General features: G+C 35.0%; 18 protein-coding genes. 6 read left to right on the top strand and 12 right to left on the bottom strand.

Annotated features, from left to right (window positions below; all coding sequences use genetic code 11):
• Window positions 1-121: 121 nt before the first annotated feature.
• The gene (locus tag ACIQ2L_RS01600) at window positions 122-2392 is read left to right on the top strand and encodes a cation:proton antiporter (protein ID WP_396155765.1); all 2271 of its coding nucleotides are present in this window, start codon (window positions 122-124) and stop codon (window positions 2390-2392) included.
• A gap of 51 nt (window positions 2393-2443) precedes the next feature.
• Here the strand turns inward: ACIQ2L_RS01600 and ACIQ2L_RS01595 are convergent, their stop codons facing one another.
• From ACIQ2L_RS01595 to pyrH, 3 genes are all read right to left on the bottom strand, one after another.
• Window positions 2444-4930, bottom strand: a complete 2487-nt coding sequence (locus tag ACIQ2L_RS01595) for a DUF5686 family protein (protein WP_396155764.1) — start codon at window positions 4928-4930, stop codon at window positions 2444-2446.
• 93 nt (window positions 4931-5023) lie between these two features.
• Entirely contained in the window at window positions 5024-5584 is a 561-nt protein-coding gene (gene frr, locus ACIQ2L_RS01590) for a ribosome recycling factor (protein ID WP_396155763.1), read from the bottom strand.
• A gap of 70 nt (window positions 5585-5654) precedes the next feature.
• Window positions 5655-6362, bottom strand: coding sequence for a UMP kinase (gene pyrH / locus ACIQ2L_RS01585; protein WP_396155762.1), 708 nt, complete (start codon window positions 6360-6362; stop codon window positions 5655-5657).
• Window positions 6363-6496: 134 nt separating this feature from the next.
• On the opposite strand from pyrH, the gene ACIQ2L_RS01580 reads away from it, so the two are divergent.
• Window positions 6497-7129 (top strand): thioredoxin family protein, encoded by a 633-nt coding sequence (locus ACIQ2L_RS01580; RefSeq protein WP_396155760.1) that lies wholly within the window; start codon window positions 6497-6499, stop codon window positions 7127-7129.
• Here the strand turns inward: ACIQ2L_RS01580 and truB are convergent.
• The 4 genes from truB to ACIQ2L_RS01560 form a co-directional block, all read right to left on the bottom strand.
• Window positions 7086-7784 (bottom strand): tRNA pseudouridine(55) synthase TruB, encoded by a 699-nt coding sequence (truB, locus tag ACIQ2L_RS01575; RefSeq protein ID WP_396155758.1) that lies wholly within the window; start codon window positions 7782-7784, stop codon window positions 7086-7088. The two genes, ACIQ2L_RS01580 and truB, sit on opposite strands and share 44 nt — an antisense overlap.
• Before the next feature lie 3 nt (window positions 7785-7787).
• Window positions 7788-8597 (bottom strand): undecaprenyl-diphosphate phosphatase, encoded by an 810-nt coding sequence (locus ACIQ2L_RS01570; RefSeq protein WP_396155756.1) that lies wholly within the window; start codon window positions 8595-8597, stop codon window positions 7788-7790.
• On the bottom strand, window positions 8597-8839 hold the full coding sequence (locus ACIQ2L_RS01565) for a DUF3098 domain-containing protein (protein WP_396155754.1): 243 nt from the start codon (window positions 8837-8839) through the stop codon (window positions 8597-8599). Before ACIQ2L_RS01565 ends, ACIQ2L_RS01570 begins: the two co-directional genes overlap by 1 nt.
• 72 nt (window positions 8840-8911) lie before the next feature.
• Window positions 8912-9787 (bottom strand): cell division protein FtsX, encoded by an 876-nt coding sequence (locus tag ACIQ2L_RS01560; RefSeq protein ID WP_396155752.1) that lies wholly within the window; start codon window positions 9785-9787, stop codon window positions 8912-8914.
• Between the two features lie 330 nt (window positions 9788-10117).
• Here ACIQ2L_RS01560 and ACIQ2L_RS01555 point away from each other — a divergent pair, with 330 nt between their 5' ends.
• Both ACIQ2L_RS01555 and ACIQ2L_RS01550 read left to right on the top strand, forming a co-directional pair.
• Window positions 10118-13609, top strand: a complete 3492-nt coding sequence (locus ACIQ2L_RS01555) for a leucine--tRNA ligase (RefSeq protein WP_396155750.1) — start codon at window positions 10118-10120, stop codon at window positions 13607-13609.
• An 86-nt stretch (window positions 13610-13695) separates the two neighbouring features.
• On the top strand, window positions 13696-14391 hold the full coding sequence (locus ACIQ2L_RS01550; protein ID WP_396155748.1) for a zinc metallopeptidase: 696 nt from the start codon (window positions 13696-13698) through the stop codon (window positions 14389-14391).
• A gap of 70 nt (window positions 14392-14461) precedes the next feature.
• On the opposite strand, the gene ACIQ2L_RS01545 is transcribed toward ACIQ2L_RS01550, so the two are convergent.
• The 4 genes from ACIQ2L_RS01545 to ACIQ2L_RS01530 form a co-directional block, all read right to left on the bottom strand.
• Complete coding sequence (locus tag ACIQ2L_RS01545) at window positions 14462-14932, bottom strand: Lrp/AsnC family transcriptional regulator (protein ID WP_396155746.1); 471 nt, start codon at window positions 14930-14932, stop codon at window positions 14462-14464.
• 246 nt (window positions 14933-15178) lie between these two features.
• Window positions 15179-16552: a saccharopine dehydrogenase family protein gene (locus ACIQ2L_RS01540; protein WP_396155744.1), complete on the bottom strand. Its 1374-nt coding sequence runs from the start codon at window positions 16550-16552 to the stop codon at window positions 15179-15181.
• Window positions 16553-16563: 11 nt separating this feature from the next.
• The gene (locus ACIQ2L_RS01535) at window positions 16564-16890 is read right to left on the bottom strand and encodes a hypothetical protein (RefSeq protein WP_396155742.1); all 327 of its coding nucleotides are present in this window, start codon (window positions 16888-16890) and stop codon (window positions 16564-16566) included.
• A gap of 10 nt (window positions 16891-16900) precedes the next feature.
• Window positions 16901-17662, bottom strand: a complete 762-nt coding sequence (locus ACIQ2L_RS01530) for a DUF3108 domain-containing protein (protein WP_396155740.1) — start codon at window positions 17660-17662, stop codon at window positions 16901-16903.
• 126 nt (window positions 17663-17788) lie between these two features.
• Between ACIQ2L_RS01530 and ACIQ2L_RS01525 the strand changes: the two genes are divergently transcribed.
• Window positions 17789-18175, top strand: a complete 387-nt coding sequence (locus ACIQ2L_RS01525; RefSeq protein WP_396155738.1) for a DUF423 domain-containing protein — start codon at window positions 17789-17791, stop codon at window positions 18173-18175.
• Between the two features lie 80 nt (window positions 18176-18255).
• Window positions 18256-19881, top strand: a complete 1626-nt coding sequence (gene pckA, locus ACIQ2L_RS01520; RefSeq protein ID WP_396155736.1) for a phosphoenolpyruvate carboxykinase (ATP) — start codon at window positions 18256-18258, stop codon at window positions 19879-19881.
• A 69-nt stretch (window positions 19882-19950) separates the two neighbouring features.
• Here pckA and ACIQ2L_RS01515 read toward each other — a convergent pair whose 3' ends face one another.
• A complete protein-coding gene (locus ACIQ2L_RS01515; RefSeq protein ID WP_396155967.1) occupies window positions 19951-20700 on the bottom strand; it encodes a uroporphyrinogen-III synthase in 750 nt (249 codons plus the stop codon).
• Window position 20701: the final 1 nt, after the last annotated feature.

The following is a 20701-nucleotide window of genomic DNA, read 5'->3' as shown; positions in this document are numbered from 1 at the left end:
TTTTCTTTATTTTAATAAGGATTTACTAATGGTGTTTAAATTATTGTAAATAGCCAAAAAAAAAAAAAAAAGTACAGTGCTTTTTTGCATCTTTGTGAGGATAAGTAGCAACTATTATTAGATGAGAAATTTAAAAAATTCTTTGTTTTATATTATCGTTACAGGTGGATTCATCTATTTGATGTATAGAATTGTTGAACAAGGCAAACTGTTGGAAGTTGGCAGAAAAATTGTGTCTCCATCATCCAATGATAGCCAATGGGTTCAGTTTCTTTCCTCATTATTTCATAATTTAAAACATCCATTAGCTTTATTATTATTTCAAATCATTACTATTGTTTTGGTGGCCCGAATTTTTGGTTGGATTTTCAGAAAAATTGGGCAACCCTCTGTGATAGGAGAAATCATTGCCGGAATTGTCCTTGGACCCTCACTTTTTGGCTTGTATTTTCCGGACATGAAAGAAGCACTTTTCCCTGTGGCTTCTCTTGGAAATCTTCAATTGTTGAGTCAGATTGGATTGATACTTTTCATGTTTGTGATTGGGATGGAATTAGACTTGAAAGTGCTAAAAAATAAAGCCAATGAAGCAGTCGTAATTAGTCACGCCAGTATTGTCATTCCGTTTGCTCTTGGTATAGGATTGTCTTATTACATCTATCATCAATTTGCACCAGCTGGAATTGAGTTTTTATCATTTAGCTTGTTTATGGGAATTGCTATGAGTATTACAGCTTTTCCTGTTTTGGCTCGAATTGTTCAAGAACGAGGCATACATAAAACACGATTGGGAACTATAGTAATTACCTGTGCTGCGGCCGATGATATTACAGCTTGGTGCATTTTAGCAGTTGTTATTGCTATTGTTAAAGCCGGAAGTTTTGTGAGTTCTTTGTATGTAATTGGATTGGCTCTTATCTATGTTTTAGCCATGCTCTTTATTGTAAAACCGTTTTTAAAACGTGTTGGAGATTTGTATGCCAAGAAAAGCAACATCAAAAAATCAGTAGTTGCTATTTTTCTTTTGACCTTAATTGTTTCTGCATATTTATCTGAAATTATTGGAATTCATGCCTTATTTGGCGCTTTTATGATGGGAGCCATTATGCCCGATATATCAAAATTTAGAAATGTTTTTATCGAAAAGGTAGAAGACGTATCTGTAATATTATTATTGCCGCTGTTTTTTGTTTTTACAGGATTACGAACGGAAATCGGATTGATTAATGATATTTATTTGTGGAAAGTTACGGGCTGTATTATTGCAGTAGCTGTTGTTGGAAAATTTCTTGGAAGTGCTTTAGCAGCAAGATTTGTGGGGCAAAATTGGCGTGATAGTTTGACCATTGGCGCTTTGATGAATACACGTGGATTAATGGAATTGGTTGTGCTAAACATTGGTTATGAACTTGGGGTACTTTCGCCTAAAGTATTTACGATGATGGTTATCATGGCATTGGTAACCACTTTTATGACTGGTCCAGCATTGGATATAATCAATTTTATTTTTAAAACCAAAGATGCCATAATACCATCAGAGGTTAAAAACCGTTCTGATTTTAATATTCTGATTTCGTTTGGAAATAATGAAAAAGGGAAATCACTACTTCGTTTGGCAAATAGTTTGATAAAAAAGGAAACCGATACTGCCAATATTACTGCGATGCATTTAACGATGAGCGACGAAATGCACGCCTACAATTTAGAAGAATACGAAAAAGAAACTTTTGAACCAATTGCTAAAGAATCTAAAAAATTAGACCAAAAAATCACCACAATTTTCAAGGCTACAAATGACATAGAAACCGATATTGCCGATATTGCTCACCAAGGAAATTATGATTTGGTTTTGGTAGGATTGGGAAAATCTATTTTTGAAGGAACCTTATTGGGAAAAGTACTCGGATTTACTACGCGAATTATTAATCCGGATAGACTATTGGATAAGTTTAAAGGGAAAGAAGGGTTGTTTGAAAATTCTCCTTTTGATGACAGAACGCGTTTAATTATCTCGAAATCCAAAACACCACTGGGCATTTTAATTGATAAAGGCATTCACAACATCGATAAAGTTTTTGTCGGAATTTTTAGCGTAGGAGATGTTTTCCTAATTGATTATGCTCAAAAATTGATTTACAACAATGATTCACACATAACACTTTTGGATAATAACGAACTTACCAAAAACAACTTTATTGTCGAAAATGCTTTGTCTGCCGTTCAACTAAATTATCAAGAAAATATAGAAGTAATTCATACCGACGAACTCAACAAACCCTTTATGCAACAGCAGAATCTTATTATTTTTAGTTTAGAAACTTGGAAAAAATTAGTTGACGAGGAAACTTCTTGGTTAACTGATATTCCTTCGGTGTTGATTATTAAGCCTTAATCAAAGTCAGTCACAAGCATTGCGACCGAAGCGCCAGTAAATGAATTCAGATTAAAACCCAAAATCAAAAACAAAACTCAATTTTACAGCCAAGTTATCTTCAAATCGAGGCAATTGGTTCGGACCATATCTGTAAAATCCAGTCAATCCAAACCCTTTAAATATCTGATTTAATTCAATTCCCGATTCAAAGAAACCGTCATTTAAAGTTTTAAAATCAATACCAATATGACGTTCCGCATTTTGAAGATTTCCCCATGCCATTCGAGTAACCAAAACCAAAGAAGGCTTTACTTTTTTGAACAATTCCACTCTTTTAAATCCGTGCTTAAAGTGTAGCATCAAATATTCACTTGAAAAGAATTCATTGAAATACATGGTTTCAAAACTGTTCTTTCCCGCAATGGTTATCCGTTGTAATACGTTGTCATGGTTCAAATTATTTGGAGAAGTATTATATAAATGTGTCAATGGAAGCGCTCCAAAAGCATACCCTGCTTGAAGTAAAATGGCAGATTTCTGACCATTTAGATATTTCTTTTCATATTCAATTCGAGCATCTATTTTTCCAAAATCAAAATCATTAGCTAATAAATTTGGCAAAGATTTAGTAAACTGAAAGGAGAATTTTGGAAATCGTTTTTCATATTCAATCTTGCCATTCGGCGTTTGCATAAAATCGCTAAACGGATTCCATTGCATTGAAAACATCGCGGTCGACATCGTAAATTCACGATACAAGTGACTGTCGTAGGCAAAAGTGTAATTGAATAAAGGTGTTATTTCACTATAAGAAAGTTGCCAAATAGTTTCTGTCTTTGGAATAATTTTAGTTTCAAGATAGCCGCGCCATGTCTTGTGATTATAAAAAGTACTTATGTTGATTGGACGTGGATCATAGAGTTTAAAAACCCTTTTGTCTGTAGCAAATGAGGTACTCGCAATCTCGCGAACATCATCAATATACGAACCGCCAACCCATGTGTTCGAAAAATTACCTATTCTGACCGCCGTTCCTAAATTATATTTAGCGGTTTCATCTTTCAAACCATAAGCGGTATAGGCTTCAAAGCGAATTATTTTCGAGAAGGAATCATTTGTTATGCCTCCAATCCCGAGGCGAAATCCTTCAAAATTATTATAACTCAATAGATAGCGCAAATCAAAATCAAACGGCCCGAATGGCAAATAACCATTGATTACTTTTCGTCCAAATTTTATTTTATTCTCTATGTTTTCTGTGGTGACAATACTATCCAAAACCACATAAGTTCTCTCTCCTCTGGTATCTAAACTATTGGTTCGGTTTAGGTTCCAAAAAGTAGTATCTCTTTTATTGGCATTGTCTTTTACTTCAATGGCAACAGAAGATTTTTTGATTTTCAGAGTAGTATTCACAACTAAATCAAAAGTGTGCATTTCGGATGAAAGATACGTAAAATCAGAAGCTGATTTTTTTGAATTGGTGTTGTCATCTTCGGCAGCAAACTCAATTCGACCACCTAAGATTGCTGTAGGTTCCTTGCTTTTTCCTTTAACAATTTTAAAATTTTTCCGGACGGGAAACCAAACTTTTTCATCGGGCATAAACTTAAATTCGTGAATCCCTGAAATGTCTAAAACACCCCGAATGCGCATCACCGCTTTCGCAACAGCATGGTTTTCATTATCAATATAAAGCAACCCTTCCAAACCTTTGTTGCTGATTTTATTTTTGAAGTAAAGCACAGTAACCTCACGATTATCAACAGAAGTGGTGTCTAAAATTTTATAACGATATTCTTTGAGTGCAGTGTTTGAAATTGGGCTTTTATATTTGGTTTCAAAAAGCTCATATTTATCATCATATATAGAAAATGATTGCAGACCAAAACCTAAAAATTCGTAAATAGGTTCTTTAAAACCTGCCATTTTGGTGCCCAATATAGTTTCTTTTAGGTGTGGTTTTTCAAACTGAAATTGCGACACTTTTTCGGTAAGAAACAGATGTTGTTTGTCAATTATTTTTTTGAATTTATAAGCTGAAGAATCTATTTTGATGATTTTATCTTTACTTACTGCATTAACAAAAAGGGTATCAATTTTGCCAACAATTGAATCAGGATTGGCAGTAACTAGTATTTTGTTATAGGATTTGAATTGGAAACTGTTTAGTTTAAATTGTGGATTATTATTGTTTTTTTGCTGTATTACCTTAGTGATAATTGCATTGGCTGGATTACTATTAGAAAGGGTAACTTCTTTAAGTGCTGCAATTTTAGGAATTAATTGAATTGTCAAAAAGGAATTGATTGTAGCAAGTGAAATAATTTCCGATTCATATCCAACATAGGAAACGGTAATTAATTTTGGCTGAAAAGTCAACATAAAATTAAACTTCCCATCAACATCAGAAATAGTTGACAATCCATTTTCTGTTGTAATTGACGCAAAAGGAAGTGTTTTTTTTGTTTCGGAATCTTTAATAATTCCATTGATTTGGATTTGTGCTTGAAGCGACAGCGTAGAAAAGAAAAACAAAAAAAATAGTCGCTTCATTAAAAAGTAATTAGCTCAAAAGAGGTAACAAAAATAGGAATAAAAAAATCCGTCTCGATACTTCAAAACGGATTTAATATTGATTTAACAACCTTACACTTTCATAATTTCGGCTTCTTTGGTCGCTAAGTGTTCATCCACTTTTCGGATAAAACTATCGGTTAATTTCTGAATGTCATCTTCTGCCGATTTACACAAGTCTTCAGAAGTCCCATCTTTTTCTAATTTTTTGATATCGGTGTTGGCATCTTTACGAGCATTTCTGATTCCAATTTTTGCATCTTCGGCTTCTGCTTTGGCTTGTTTAACCAAATCACGTCTTCTTTCTTCAGTTAAGGCCGGAACATTTATGATAATGTTTTCGCCATTATTCATTGGGTTAAACCCAAGATTAGCTATCATAATCGCCTTCTCTATTGGTTGTAACATGCTTTTTTCATACGGTTGAATAGTGATAGTTCTGGCATCAGGAACATTCACATTTGATACTTGTGAAAGCGGTGTTTGTGAACCGTAATAATCTACAAAAACACTACCCAACATTTGTGGAGATGCTTTTCCGGCTCGAATATTTAAAAATTCTTTTTCTAAATGTGCAATCGAACCATTCATAGATTCTTTTGTACTGTCTAAAATAAATTCTATTTCTTCCATTGTTTTATTGTTTGTGGTTTGTCGTTTATGGTTTGTCGTTAATAATAAACAACAAACTATAAACCCTAAACTATATTCTTACTACGGTTCCTATTTCTTCGCCGTTACAAATTTTTAATAAATTCCCTTTTTTATTCATATCAAAAACGACAATCGGCAATGCGTTTTCTTGGCTTAAAGTAAAAGCTGTCGAGTCCATAACATTCAATCCTTTTTTAATAACATCATCAAAGCTTATACTATCAAATTTTATAGCATTTGTATTTTTTTCTGGATCAGAGTCGTATATTCCATCCACGCGTGTTCCTTTCAAAATCACATCCGCATGTACTTCAACACCACGAAGAACTGCTGCGGTATCTGTTGTGAAATACGGATTTCCAGTACCAGCACCAAAAATAACAATTCTTCCCTTTTCCAAATGACGAACCGCTCTTCTTTTGATGTACGGCTCAGCAATCGCTTCAATTTTCAAAGCCGTTTGCAAACGGGTTAACATTCCTTTATCTTCAAGCGCACCTTGCAAAGCCATTCCATTAATAACGGTTGCAAGCATTCCCATATAATCTCCTTGAACTCTATCCATACCATTACTGGCGCCAGAAATTCCTCTAAAAATATTTCCACCACCAATAACAATGGCTATTTCCACACCTTTGTCGTGAATTTCTTTAATTTCATCAGCATACTCTGCTAGACGCTTAGGGTCAATTCCGTACTGTCTATCGCCCATTAAAGCCTCACCACTAAGTTTCAGAAGAATTCTTTTATATTTCATTAGTTGAATTTTTGTCATGCAAATATAAACATATTCTGTTTTTGTATCCAACACAAGAAAAATAATGTTTACTAATAAATATCATGATTTTTTTGCTCTTTAGGTTTGTAACTTTGCAACGAAAAATTTACGTTATGTTAGCTATTATTAAGAAAAGTTTAGGGCAAAGTTTTAGTTATGAAGCCTACAGAAATGCGATTTCATCTTTATTGAAAGAGGGAAAGTCAACTGGGAATGAACAATCCGAAGCATTGACGCATTATTCTGAATTGAATGAAGTGCGCATGAATCGTTTAGAGAAAACGATTAAAATTACTGCAGCGTATGCTCAAGAACTAAATCAACTAAAAGCCGACTATATTTGGTTAGTCATTTCTGAAGGTTGGTGTGGCGATGCCGCTCAGATTCTACCAGTTGTTCAAAAAATGGCTGAGGTTTCAGATAAAATTGATTTGCAATTTGTTTTTCGAGATGAAAACGAAGACTTGATGAATCTTTTTTTGACGAATGGAACTAAATCAATTCCGAAGCTTATAATTATAAATAAAAAAACGCTCGAGATTTTAGGGCATTTTGGACCTAGACCATTGGGAGCCAAAAACCTAATACTTGATTACAAAGCCAAACACGGAGTAGTTGACGAAACCGCAAAAACTAATTTGCAATTATGGTATTTGCATGATAAAGGCTTGTCGACCCAAAAAGAAATATTGGATTTGATGTTTAAAATTGATTTAGCTGCTGCTCAAATGCCGCTGGAAGTTTAGCATTGACTACATCATAATTGCCAATTTTTGTTCTGCGCAATGCCGATAAATAAGCGCCAGAATGTAGCGCTTTTCCAAAGTCAAAAGCAAGTGAACGAATATAAGTTCCTTTGCTGCAAACCACTCTAAAATCAATTTCAGGTAAGGCTATTCTGGTGATTTCAAACTCATGAATCGTAGTTTTTCTTGACGAAATTTCAACTTCCTCTCCAGCACGCGCGTGCTCATACAGTCGCTTTCCTTCTTTTTTGATAGCCGAAAAAATAGGCGGTTTTTGGTCAATTTCACCAATAAATTGTTTGGTAGTTTCTTGAATTAACGCAGCGGCTATATGTTCGGTTGGGAAAGCAGTATCCACTTCGGTTTCCATATCATAAGACGGCGTCGTTGCCCCAACGGTAAATGTTCCAGTATATTCTTTTGCTTGCGCCTGAATTTCAGTAATTCGTTTGGTAAATTTACCAGTACAAATAATAAGTAAACCAGTAGCCAAAGGATCTAAAGTTCCGGCATGACCAATTTTAAATTTCTTCGGAAGATTGTATTTTCTTTTTAAAATATACTTGAGTTTATTCACCGCCTGAAATGAGGTCCAAGTCAAAGGTTTATCAATCAATAATATTTGACCTTCTAAAAAATCTTCGGCAGTTTTCAAATCTTATTTGTTTAATGAAAAGTAGGCTAAAAGAATAACACCTGCTATGATTCGATAATATCCCCAAGGTTTAAAACCATATTTTTTGATGATTCCAATAAAAAATTTAATAGCAATAATGGCAACTGCAAAGGCAACAATGTTTCCTAAAAAGAACATTTTCATTTTCTCACTTGATTGCGTCAGAAGTTCATATCCTTTTAACTGAGAAACTTCATATGTTTTTAAAAACAATGAATAAGTAGTAACGGCTAACATGGTAGGAACAGCAAGAAAAAATGAAAATTCCGCCGCGGTTTCGCGAGTTAATCCTTGTTGCATTCCACCAATAATTGAAGCCGCTGAACGACTGGTGCCTGGCATCATTGCCAAGCATTGCCAAAATCCTATAGTCACCGCTTTTTTTATGGTTATATCCTCCTCGTGAGCTATCGTTGGACTGTGAAATCGGCCATCTATAAACAATAATATAATGCCGCCAATAATTAATACAATCGCAATCGGAATTGGGTTCCCAAGTACTTCGTCAATTTTGTCATCAAATAATTTTCCTAAAACTAAAGCAGGAATTACAGCAAAGGCTAGTTTACTATAGAAATTGATTTTTGAGAAATCAAAAAACTTTCTCCAATACAAAACCACAACAGCCAAGATGGCGCCAAATTGAATAGAAACTTGGAATAACTTTACAAACTCATCTTCTTGTATTCCAAAAAAAGAACTCGTAAAAATCATGTGTGCTGTAGAAGATACGGGTAAATATTCCGTTAATCCTTCTACAATTGCGATCAGAATCGCTTGCAAATAATCCATTATTCCGATTTAGATTTCTTGAAAATAGAATATATCGTAATTCCAAAACCAATTAAAACTACGGTTGGCGCTAATCGAATTCGTCTAAAACTGAAAACATCTTCGCTAAAAACTTTTGGATCATCGCTTCCACCGCCACTCATCAATATAAACCCTAATGCGATAATCGCAATGCCAATCATTAGGAATTTGTAGTTTACCTTTTCAAAAAGAAAATCTGGTTTTTGCTCGTTGTTTTTCATTTATGCTGAATTTATTTCAGCATCTCAGCTGAATATTATTTTTAAAATCTTTGTCTATTATCATTCTCTTTTTTAATACAAATCGTCTGTTCTTAAATTCAAAAAGCGTTGGGTTGCAAAATAAGTGCTTATCCAGGAAATCATTACTCCTAAAACAACAACACCAACAAGCACAATTGCAATAGCGAGTTTATCTTCTAAAATACCTAAATTAGGAAACGTAGTTTCAATGTAAATCAATACGCCAATTAATGCCAGGATAGCTAAAGCAGAACCTATCAATCCTAAATAAACAGAACGTTGAATAAATGGTTTACGTATAAACGATTTGGTCGCCCCAACCATTTGCATGGTTTTAATAATAAATCGGTTGGCAAAAATAGACAGACGCAGTGAACTATTGATAAGTAAAACAGAAACGAACGCAAAAACACAACTGATAATTAATATCCACATACTAATGTTTTTAATATTATCATTGACCATTGTCACCAATTGCTTGTCATAAACGATATCAGCAATCATGTCATTTTTACGCAAACGGTTTTCAATTTTCGCAATACCCTGATTGGTCACATAGTCCGCTTTAAGATGAATATCAAAAGAATTTTGTAGCGGATTTACGCCTAAAAATTGCATAAAATCTTCTCCAATTACTTTCATGTGTTTTTCCGCCGCCTTTTCTTTAGAAACATATTCGAAATATTTTGCAAATTTTGCCGTTTTTAACTCATTGGTGAAAGCCGTTATTGTTGAATCTGGAGTTTCTGTTTTGAAGAAAACAGTCATCGCAATTTCTTCTTTAAAATTATCAGACAACCGCTTAGAATTAATGACAAAAAGTCCCAAAATACCTAATAGAAACAACACTAAAAAGACACTCAGCACTACCGAAAAATAAGAGGTAATCACTCTGCGATTCTGAAACTTTTCAAATGATGATGACATATATTGTATTTTAATGTGGTAAAAATAATAAAGAAAATTGTTTTTCTCCTTTATAACGTACAAACTTTTAACTTTATTATAATAACCGTAAATTTGTCCCTAAAATTTTTTAGAAGCAAATGGCTTGGGCTTATTTACCATCCATTTTCCCGCTTTCCGTTACAACCTGCCTGTCGGCAGGCAGATCTTTTTCTTTTTGTCATCCTGAGCTTGTCGAAGGGACAAAAAGAAAAAGGATTTCCACTGCAATCGGGGCTAAAAAAGTATATGTATAAATACATCTGACAGCTTTTTTATAACCTGTCAGGTGTAGAATAATAAAAATCAAGAATGAAATACCATCACGAAAAAATCGAAGCCAAATGGCAAAAATACTGGGCCGAAAACCAAACGTTTAAAGCCATTAACCCAACTTCCTCTCCTTTGGAGGGGTTAGGGGAGGAAAAACCAAAATATTATGTTCTCGATATGTTTCCTTATCCCTCTGGCGCTGGTTTACACGTTGGGCATCCACTTGGCTATATTGCTTCCGATATTGTAGCACGTTTCAAACGCCACAAAGGATTCAATGTGTTGCACCCACAAGGATATGATTCTTTTGGTTTACCAGCAGAACAATATGCCATTCAAACTGGCCAACATCCTGAGAAAACTACTCGTGAAAACATTGCGCGTTACCGTGAACAGTTAGACAAAATTGGTTTTTCTTTCGATTGGAGTAGAGAAGTGCGCACGTCTAATCCCAATTATTACAAACATACGCAGTGGATTTTTATTCAATTGTTCAACTCCTGGTACAATAAGGATACTGATAAAGCAGAAGATATTTCAAATTTAATCTCCATTTTTGAGAAAGCAGGAAATGCTCCCGAAGTTTCGGGAGTAAATGCGGTTTGTGATGATAACATTACCTCTTTTTCTGCTGAAGAATGGAATTCTTTTTCGGAAGAAAAGAAACAACAAATCCTGTTGCAATACCGATTAACGTATTTGGCAGAAACCGAAGTAAATTGGTGTCCAGCATTAGGAACTGTTTTGGCGAATGACGAAATTGTAAACGGAGTTTCTGAACGTGGCGGGCATCCTGTTATTCGCAAAAAAATGACGCAATGGTCGATGCGAATTTCTGCCTATGCCGAAAGATTATTGCAAGGTCTAGAAACTATTGATTGGAGTGAAAGTATTAAGGAAAGTCAACGAAACTGGATTGGAAAATCGGTTGGAGGATTAGTAAAGTTTAAAGTTTTTCCTCACCCCCAACCCCTCTCCAAAGGAGAGGGGAGCCAAGCTTCTAAACCAGGTTATAAAACTGCAAATCCATTATATGCTAAAGAATTAGTAGGTTTAGCCAGAAATAATCGAAAAGAACAAACGGAAGCTGAAGAGATTTTGTGGAAAGAGTTGCGAAATTCTAATCTAGGATTTAAAATTAGAAGGCAACATTATATCGGAAATTTTATTGTTGATTTTGTATCGTTAGATAAAAAATTAGTTATAGAAATTGATGGCGGGTATCATAATGATATAGAGCAAAAGGAGAGAGATGAGGAAAGAACATTGATTTTAGAACAAAAGCATTATTTTAAAGTTATTCGATTTACCAATCAAGAAGTTGAAAAAGACTTAAATACTGTTTTGTCTAAAATTAAATCTGAATTACAAAAGAGAGCGTCAATAGATACTAAAGCTACCCTCTCCATTGGAGAGGGGTTGGGGGTGAGGTCAATTGAAGTCTTTACCACCCGCCCCGATACCATCTTCGGAGTAACTTTTATGACGTTAGCACCAGAACACGAATTGGTTTCCCAAATCACAACACCAGCACAAAAAGCGGCTGTTGATGCTTATATTGAAGCCACCGCAAAACGCTCCGAAAGAGAAAGAATGGCAGATATCAAAACCATTTCGGGTGTTTTCACAGGGGCGTTTGCCGAACATCCGTTTACGGCAGCACCCATTCCAATATGGATTGGCGATTATGTTTTGGCAGGTTACGGAACCGGAGCTGTTATGGCAGTGCCTTGTGGCGATGAACGTGATTATGCTTTCGCAAAACATTTTAATATTCCAATCAAAAACATTTTCAATCAAGATATTTCCGAAACAGCGTTTGTCAGTAAAGAAGGTTTTCAATTGGTAAACTCCGATTTCTTAAACGGATTGGGCTATAAAGAAGCCACCAAAAAAGTGATTGAGGAATTGGAGAAAATCGGACAAGGGAAAGGCAAAACTAATTACCGTTTGCGCGATGCCGTGTTCTCAAGACAACGCTATTGGGGCGAACCATTTCCGGTGTATTATGTAAATGGATTGCCGCAGATGATTGATGCCAAACATTTACCAATAGTCCTTCCAGAAGTTGAAAAATACTTGCCTACCGAAGACGGACAGCCACCGTTAGGAAATGCTACGGATTGGGCTTGGGATAGTGTTCAGTGTTCAGTCGTTAGTAATCAGTTGATTGATGACAAGACCATATTTCCTTTAGAATTAAACACCATGCCAGGTTGGGCTGGAAGTTCGTGGTATTGGATGCGTTATATGGATGCGCACAATGACGCCGAGTTTGCCAGTCAGGAAGCACTTAACTATTGGGAAAACGTAGATTTATACATTGGCGGAAGCGAACATGCAACCGGACATTTATTATACTCTCGTTTTTGGAACAAATTTCTAAAAGACATTGGATACGCCCCAACGGAAGAACCGTTTAAAAAGTTGATTAATCAGGGAATGATTTTGGGGATGAGTGCTTTTGTTTATAGAGTTCAGGATTATAGTTGGAAATCAATAAAAGATAATCAAAATGGAAGAATAACTCTATTTAATAAATTATCAGTTATATCAAGTTCTATTTTAAAAGATCAAGAAAAACTAAAAGAAGTTTTTGTTTTACAATCAAAGAATATTGATTCGCCCGAAGAGGCAAAAGAGATTGCTGCAAATATCAATCAATATGAAATTCAAATAAATACAATTCCAATTCATGTTGATTTATCAGTTATTAATGACATAGCTAATGAATTGGATGTTGATGCATTTTTAAGTCATCCACTTTATTCAGAATATAAAGATGCAGAATTTATTCGAGATAATGGAAAATACATCGTTGGTCGCGAAGTCGAAAAAATGTCCAAATCCAAATACAACGTAGTCAATCCCGATGATATTTGTAATGATTATGGTGCGGATACCTTGCGTTTATACGAAATGTTCCTTGGCCCATTAGAACAAGCCAAACCTTGGAACACGGCAGGAATAACAGGCGTTTCAGGTTTCCTAAAAAAACTTTGGAAACTATATCACTCTGGCGAAAACGAAACTTTTTATGTGGATGATTCCCCTCCTTCGGAGGGGTTAGGGGAGGCATTTAAATCATTACACAAAACCATCAAGAAAGTAACCGAAGACATCGAGAATTTCTCGTTCAATACATCGGTTTCACAGTTTATGATTTGTGTCAATGAGTTGGCAATGCTAAAATGCAATCATCGTAAAATTTTAGAACCTTTGGCAATTCTAATTTCGCCCTATGCGCCACATATTGCGGAAGAACTTTGGGCACAGTTAGGGCATTCGGGTTCTATTTCAACGGTTCCATTTCCGGTATATGAAGAAAAGTATTTGGTAGAAAGAGAGAAAGAATATCCGGTTTCGTTTAACGGGAAAATGCGTTTCACCATCAAGCTATCATTGGATTTAACCGTTCCCCAAATACAAGAAATTGTCATGGCGGATGAACGCACCATAAAACATTTGGAGGGGAAAACACCAAACAAAGTGATTATCGTGCCTGGGAAAGTGATTAACTTTGTAGGATAGAGGTTATTTAAAAAATGTCACTTTGGCATTTGTAACATTTGGTGCATAATTTGCTACTAATAAAAATAATTTTAAAAATTATAATTATGTTTGAATACTATATTTTAATCGGCGCCATTGCATTAGTAAGCTGGCTAGTAAGTTCAAAACTGAAAAGCAAATTTGCAGAATACTCCAAAGTGCATTTAAGAAACGGTATGTCTGGTGCCGAAATCGCTCAGAAAATGCTTCAAGACAACGGCATTTATGATGTAAAAGTCATATCTACACCAGGGCAATTAACAGATCACTACAATCCTGTTGACAAAACGGTTAATTTGAGTGAGTCCGTTTATAATCAGCGAAATGCTTCGGCAGCGGCAGTAGCTGCACACGAATGTGGTCATGCAGTGCAACACGCTACGGCTTATTCTATGTTACAATTGCGTTCTCAGTTAGTGCCAATTGTAAACGTTTCTTCCACACTTTCACAATATTTGATTTTTGGAGGATTAATACTTGGCGCGGCAGCAGGATTAGGTTTCGGATTTTATATTGCCGTAATTGGTTTGGTATTAATGGCGGTGGCAACGGCGTTTAGTTTTATCACATTGCCGGTTGAGTATGATGCCAGCAACAGAGCTTTGGCTTGGTTAAAAAACAAAAATATGGTGAGCCAAGAGGAATATGCCGGAGCTGAAGATGCCTTGAAATGGGCAGCGCGAACTTATGTAGTTGCTGCTATTGGAGCTTTGGCTTCGCTGTTATATTGGGCGTTGCAGGTTTTTGGCAGAAGAGATTAAGGTTGATGAAATCAATACAGGAAACCCTGTCAGTCCCGAAGTCTCGGGATAAACTCTGATAGGGTTTATTTTAAAGTTGTATTTGCCGTTCAATTTGTTGTTCCAACGAAATAAACGTTTCCGTTCTTGAAACACCGTCAATGGGTTGGATTTTCTTGTTCAAGAGTTGCATTAAATGTTCGTTATCTCTACAAATAATTTTAATTAAAATGCTCCAATTTCCCGTAGTATAGTGACATTCTAATACTTCTGGAATTTTTTTAAGTTCTTTTACTGCTTCGGCATTACTTGATGCTTTGTCTAAGTAAATACCAATAAACGCCATGGTTTTATAACCCAAAACCTTGTTGTCAACCATTAATTTTGAACTAGCAATAACGCCAGCATCTTCTAGTTTTCGTAACCGTTGGTGAATGGCAGCGCCAGATATTCCAATTTTATTAGCAATTTGTAAAATGGGTTTTCGGGCATCTTGCATCAAGTCGCGGAGGATTTCTTTATCGATACCGTCAATTTCTATTTGTAGTTGATTTATTTTCATTTCAAGTAATTTGAAAGTAAAAGTAAGATTTTTGTTTTAAATAGAAATAAAAAAAATGAAATTGGTTACTGCTATGGTTTGAAACATTAAGAAATTAAGGTTCATTAAGGAAGTTAACAAAAATAAAAATGGAAAATCTTTTAGCCCTGACTGAAATGGCATCCTTTTTCTTGAAAAGAAAAAGATAGAATGAAAGGCAGGAATTGCTATTGCTGATAAATCCCAAGCCTATCGCTTTAAAAAAATTTAATTCCCCACCAACTTATCAGGATTATAACCCACATATGGCATTTCGGTTTCGTTGAAAATCACGCCAAATTCTTCGAGTTCTTTCAGAATCGGTTCGTACACTTCTTTTTTAATAGGTAATTGCACACCTGGAGTTTTGATTTTGCCATTCAATATTTGAATCGCCGCCATTGCCAAAGGTAAACCAACGGTCTTTGCCATAGCGGTGTAGGTTTGGTCGTCGCCAATGCACACCATTTTCGAATCTATTTGTTTGCGTTCACCATTAATTTCGTAACCAAATTTATGATACATCACAATCATGTCTTTGTCTTCGGGTTGTAATGTCCAACTGTCATTTAAGATGCGTTCTAAGATTTGGGCTGGAGTAGCATTTTTAAGGCCCACTTTTTTGTTTGGGTTAAACAAATCCAATTCTAGTAGTTTGTCCCACATGATATCATCTTGTTCAATGCCGAGTTGCAAACGGGTTTTGATTTCAACAGAATCTGTGGGTGAATACGGCAAAAACAGATTGATAAAATCACGATAACTTAAGCTTTCGGAATCGTCAAGAACGTAAGTGTCATCGGTCATCCCGAGTTGCACAAACATATTCCATGCTTTCGAGAAACCCACACGGCGAATCGTACCGCGGTATAATGTCAAAGCATTATCTAAGCCATAAACACTTCGGTATTTTAATGAATCGCGATTGGCATAACCTTCAAATTTACCGTAACCTTCTACGTGTAAAAACTCGGTTCTGCGGAATAATTTGTGATATGGAATGTATTTGTATTTTCCTTCTTGAATAAATTTAGCGGCGCCACCTTGACCTGCTAGCACTACATTTCTTGGCGCCCAAGTAAATTTATAATTCCACAGATTGTTATCACTTTCTGGAGCTACTAATCCGCCACAAAACGATTCGAATAAAATTACCTTTCCGCCTTTGTCTTCAATTTCATGAATTATTTTCATGGCACTCATATGGTCTATGCCAGGATCGAGCCCAATTTCGTTCATGAAAACCAAACCGTTGGCTTTTACTTCGGCATCCAAACTTTGCATCGCATCGGAAACATAGGAAGCGGTAACCATGTTTTTTTTGAAAGTCACACAGTCTTTAGCCACATCAATATGCAAATGAGCAGGCAACATCGAAATCACGATATCAGCTTTTTTAATTTCGGTTTGTCGTTGCTTTTCGTCGGTAATATCTAACGCAATTGCTTTGGCGTTGGGATGGTTATTGGTTTTGCGTAGGGCTAATTCCAGAGACAAATCGCCAATAGTCAAGTGTAAATTTTCTTGATAGGATTTATTTAATAGGTATTGAATTAGTGAAGATGCTGATCGTCCGGCACCAATGATTAATATTTTTCTCATCCGGTTGTTTTTTATTCCAAATCCTTTTCAAGAGCTTCGAGTTCTTTTTTAGCTTCTTGTTTGGTTTCGATTTTTTCCTTTTCAAATTTAGCGTCTTTTTCTACTTCATCTTTAATCAAAAGTGTTTTTCCTAATACAAACACAGAAGAAGTCACGCACAAAAGCAATAAAATATTTGGGAGTTTTTTTTGATTTTCATTCGATTTTTTTAGCAATACCAAGCAAAAAAGCAAAGCCAACCCAATGGGTAAAAAGGCAATGGTATCCATTGGTAATACGGAAAAAGTAATAGCAATCAATGTAAATAATATTCCAAGAACTAAAAATAATTTTCTCATTGTAATTGTATTAAATTCCGTTTGCAGCCGTTAATGTCAATTGTCCTGTTCCAACCGGAATGCTAAATTTTAATAAAGCTGGAATTTTTTTGCTATCAGCAGTAAGCCAAATAAGGTTTTTATCTTTTCCTTTTAACGCATCGGTTTTGGCACCAATTGATAATTTATAGCATTCTTTTTTGCCTAGATTACCAGCATTTATAGTTTCTTTCCCCATATATTTTAGGGTAACAGGAATTTGTTTTTCATCAAAAACAATAATAAGATTTTGAGTTTGTCCTTCTTTGAATTTAGATAAATCCATAGTTCTAACTTTATACAACAGTGAAATCACATCTTGGGTAGAACTTCCAATAGAAAAGTTTTTTTGTGTTTCAGGTTTGTTTCTTTTTTTAACGGTACTGTTTACAGTTGTACCTTTAAAAACATATTTTTCTTTTTTTGTATAACCACCTTCGTCGATACTTCTTTTGTATAGGTTTGGTTTTAAAGTTATCGGATTTACATATGATTCATAAATGTCTCTAATCTTAAAAAATGAATCCCATTTGGTGTAGGTTGACAATTCACAACTTAAATGTAAATAACTGTTTTTTGCAGTGGTTACATTTTCAGTCGACATAGTAACTTGAGCCAATTGAGTCATCAGCCCACTCATATTATAAGAACCAGCAAAAACTAATTTTTCACCTGCTTTTATTGTTTGACTATTTGCTATACTAAACGAACTGAAAGTAAAAATGAAATAAAGGAAAAAAAGGAACTTATTCATAGAATGTAAATTGAATGTGCAAATATAAAATTTTTATAATGGTTCAAACTCCAAAAGAAATGTGAATTTTATTTTAATCGTATCAGGATAACGAATAAATTTGTCTTTTAGTATGGACTTACAATAATGGAAAGAAAAATAATAAGTGTTGCTGCTTTCATGGGAATGACAGCAATTGTATTGGGAGCTTTTGGTGCTCATGCATTAAAAAAAGAATTGTCAGTAGAACAACTTAGTTCATTTGAAACAGGTGTGAAGTACCAAATGTATCATGCCCTTTTTTTGTTGTTTTTAGGACAAGTAAGTAACCTAAGTGAAAAAGTAAAGAAGAGAGTTTTTCAACTAGTGCTTTTTGGAGTATTTTTCTTCTCTGGATCAATTTATTTGCTTACTACCAAAGCAATAACTGGAATAGATTTTAGATTTATTGGAATCGTAACACCAATTGGCGGTGCCTTATTAATAGTGGCTTGGGGTGTTTTGTTTTGGTATATTTTAAAATCTAAAAGATAATTTAGTATAAAAAAAATAGTTTCTAAAATTTAATTTTTACCTTTGCCGTCTAATTTATAATGCAACTCAAACTAATTTCTATGGAGAACTACGCTCAGACAACGAAATCGATTTCGTTACAGAAATATGGGATTACCAATGTTGAAGAAATAATTCACAATCCATCCTTTGAAAAATTATACAATGATGAGTTAGATCCAAATTTGGAAGGGTTTGAAAAAGGGCAACTTACCGAACTTGGAGCAGTCAATGTAATGACAGGAGTTTTTACGGGCAGATCACCAAAAGACAAATATATCGTTAAAGATAGCATCACCGAAGATACTATTTGGTGGAATTCAGAAAAAGCGGTTAATGATAATAAACCAATTTCACAAAACACGTGGAACGCATTAAAAGATACTACTACCAATCAACTATCTGGCAAGAAATTATATGTTGTTGACGCCTTTTGTGGTGCTAATGAAAATACACGATTGAAAGTTCGCTTTATTATGGAAGTGGCTTGGCAAGCGCACTTTGTGACCAATATGTTTATTCGTCCGACAGAAGCAGAATTGGAAAATTTTGGAGAACCTGATTTTATTGTCATGAACGGTTCTAAAACTTCTTTTAAAGACTATGCAGCTCATGGGTTAAATTCGGAAGTATTTATTGCTTTTAATTTAACTGAAAAAGTTCAAATTATAGGGGGTACTTGGTATGGTGGCGAAATGAAAAAAGGAATGTTTGCCATGATGAATTATTATCTGCCTTTGCAAGGTATAGCGTCAATGCATTGTTCTGCCAATAAAGGAACTGAAGGTGATGTGGCAGTTTTCTTTGGACTTTCAGGCACTGGAAAAACAACCTTATCTACAGACCCAAAACGAGAATTAATTGGCGATGATGAACACGGTTGGGATGATGAAGGTGTTTTCAATTTTGAAGGTGGATGTTATGCCAAAACGATAGATTTGAGTGCTGCAAACGAGCCGGATATTTATGATGCAATAAAACGAGATGCACTTTTAGAAAATGTAACTGTAAACAAAGATGGGATAATCGATTTTAAAGATGGTTCCGTAACCCAAAATACCAGAGTTTCCTATCCAATTTACCACATACACAATATCGTAAAGCCGATTTCAAAAGCGGGACATGCCAATAAAGTTATTTTCTTAACCGCAGATGCTTTTGGAGTGATGCCTCCTGTTTCTAAACTAACACCTGAACAAACAAAGTATTATTTTCTGTCTGGTTTTACAGCTAAGTTAGCGGGCACAGAGAGAGGAGTAACGGAGCCGCAACCCACTTTCTCTGCCTGTTTTGGCAAAGCCTTTTTAACCTTACACCCAACTAAGTATGGAGAAGAATTAGTTAAGAAAATGGAGCAAAACCATGCCAAAGCGTACATGGTTAACACGGGTTGGAACGGAACTGGGAAGCGAATTTCTATCAAAGACACACGAGCTATTATTGATGCTATCGTAGATGGTTCGATTGAAAATGCAGCTACTAAAATGGTTCCTATTTTCAATTTAGAGGTTCCAACATCTTTGCATGATGTAGATTCTTCAATATTAGATCCAAGAGATACTTATGAAAGTGAATCATCTTGGAATACTAAAGCGACTGATTTGGCGACTCTTTTTATCAAAAATTTCGAGCAATACACAGATAATTATGAAGGTCAAAGTTTAGTAAAGGCTGGACCACAATTATAACAGACAACCGTAAGCCAAACAAAAAAGCCATTCTATAGTTGTGAATGGCTTTTTTGTTTTATCAGTTTTTTATTTTCCTTTATTCGCATCGGCAATATACCTCTCTAAAGCCATAGTCATTGATGGTGTTTCCGGTGTTGGAGCCAAAATATCAATACGTAAACCACTGTCAAGAGCTTCTTTTTGAGTAGTGCTTCCAAAAACAGCAATACGAGTATTATTTTGTTGAAAATCCGGGAAATTTTTAAATAACGATTTAATTCCTGTTGGACTAAAGAAAGCCAAAACATCATAATATACATCTGCCAAATCAGACAAATCACTCATAACGGTTTTGTAAAAAGTAGCTTGAGTCCAATCAACTTTTAGATTGCTCAATGTTTGAGGTATGTCAAAATTCAACTGGTCAGAAGCGGGCAAAAGAAATTTTTCTTCTTTGTATTTTTTTATCAACGGAGACAAATCGACAAAGTCCTTTTGACCCACATAAATTTTACGCTTTCTATAAACCACATACTTTTGTAAATAAAATGCAATCGCTTCTGATTGACAAAAATATTTTAAATCTTCGGGAACTTTGTAGCGCATTTCTTCAGCAACTCTAAAAAAATGGTCTACAGAATTTCTACTCGTTAATATGATTGCCGTAAAGTTATTAAGGTCAATTTTTTGAGCTCTAACATCTTTTGCATTGACCCCTTCTACATGTATAAATGATCGGAAATCAATTTTTACCTTATGTTTTTGCTGTAATTCAAAATAAGGCGAATTCTCTACTTTCGGCTCTGGTTGTGACACCAAAATTGTTTTCACTTTCAAA

Origin of the sequence: Flavobacterium sp. (genome assembly GCF_044369455.1) — a bacterium.
Taxonomy (GTDB): Bacteria; Bacteroidota; Bacteroidia; order Flavobacteriales; family Flavobacteriaceae; genus Flavobacterium.
The sequence above is the reverse complement of the archived record's forward strand: the minus strand, read 5'-3'. Positions and strand labels throughout refer to the sequence as shown.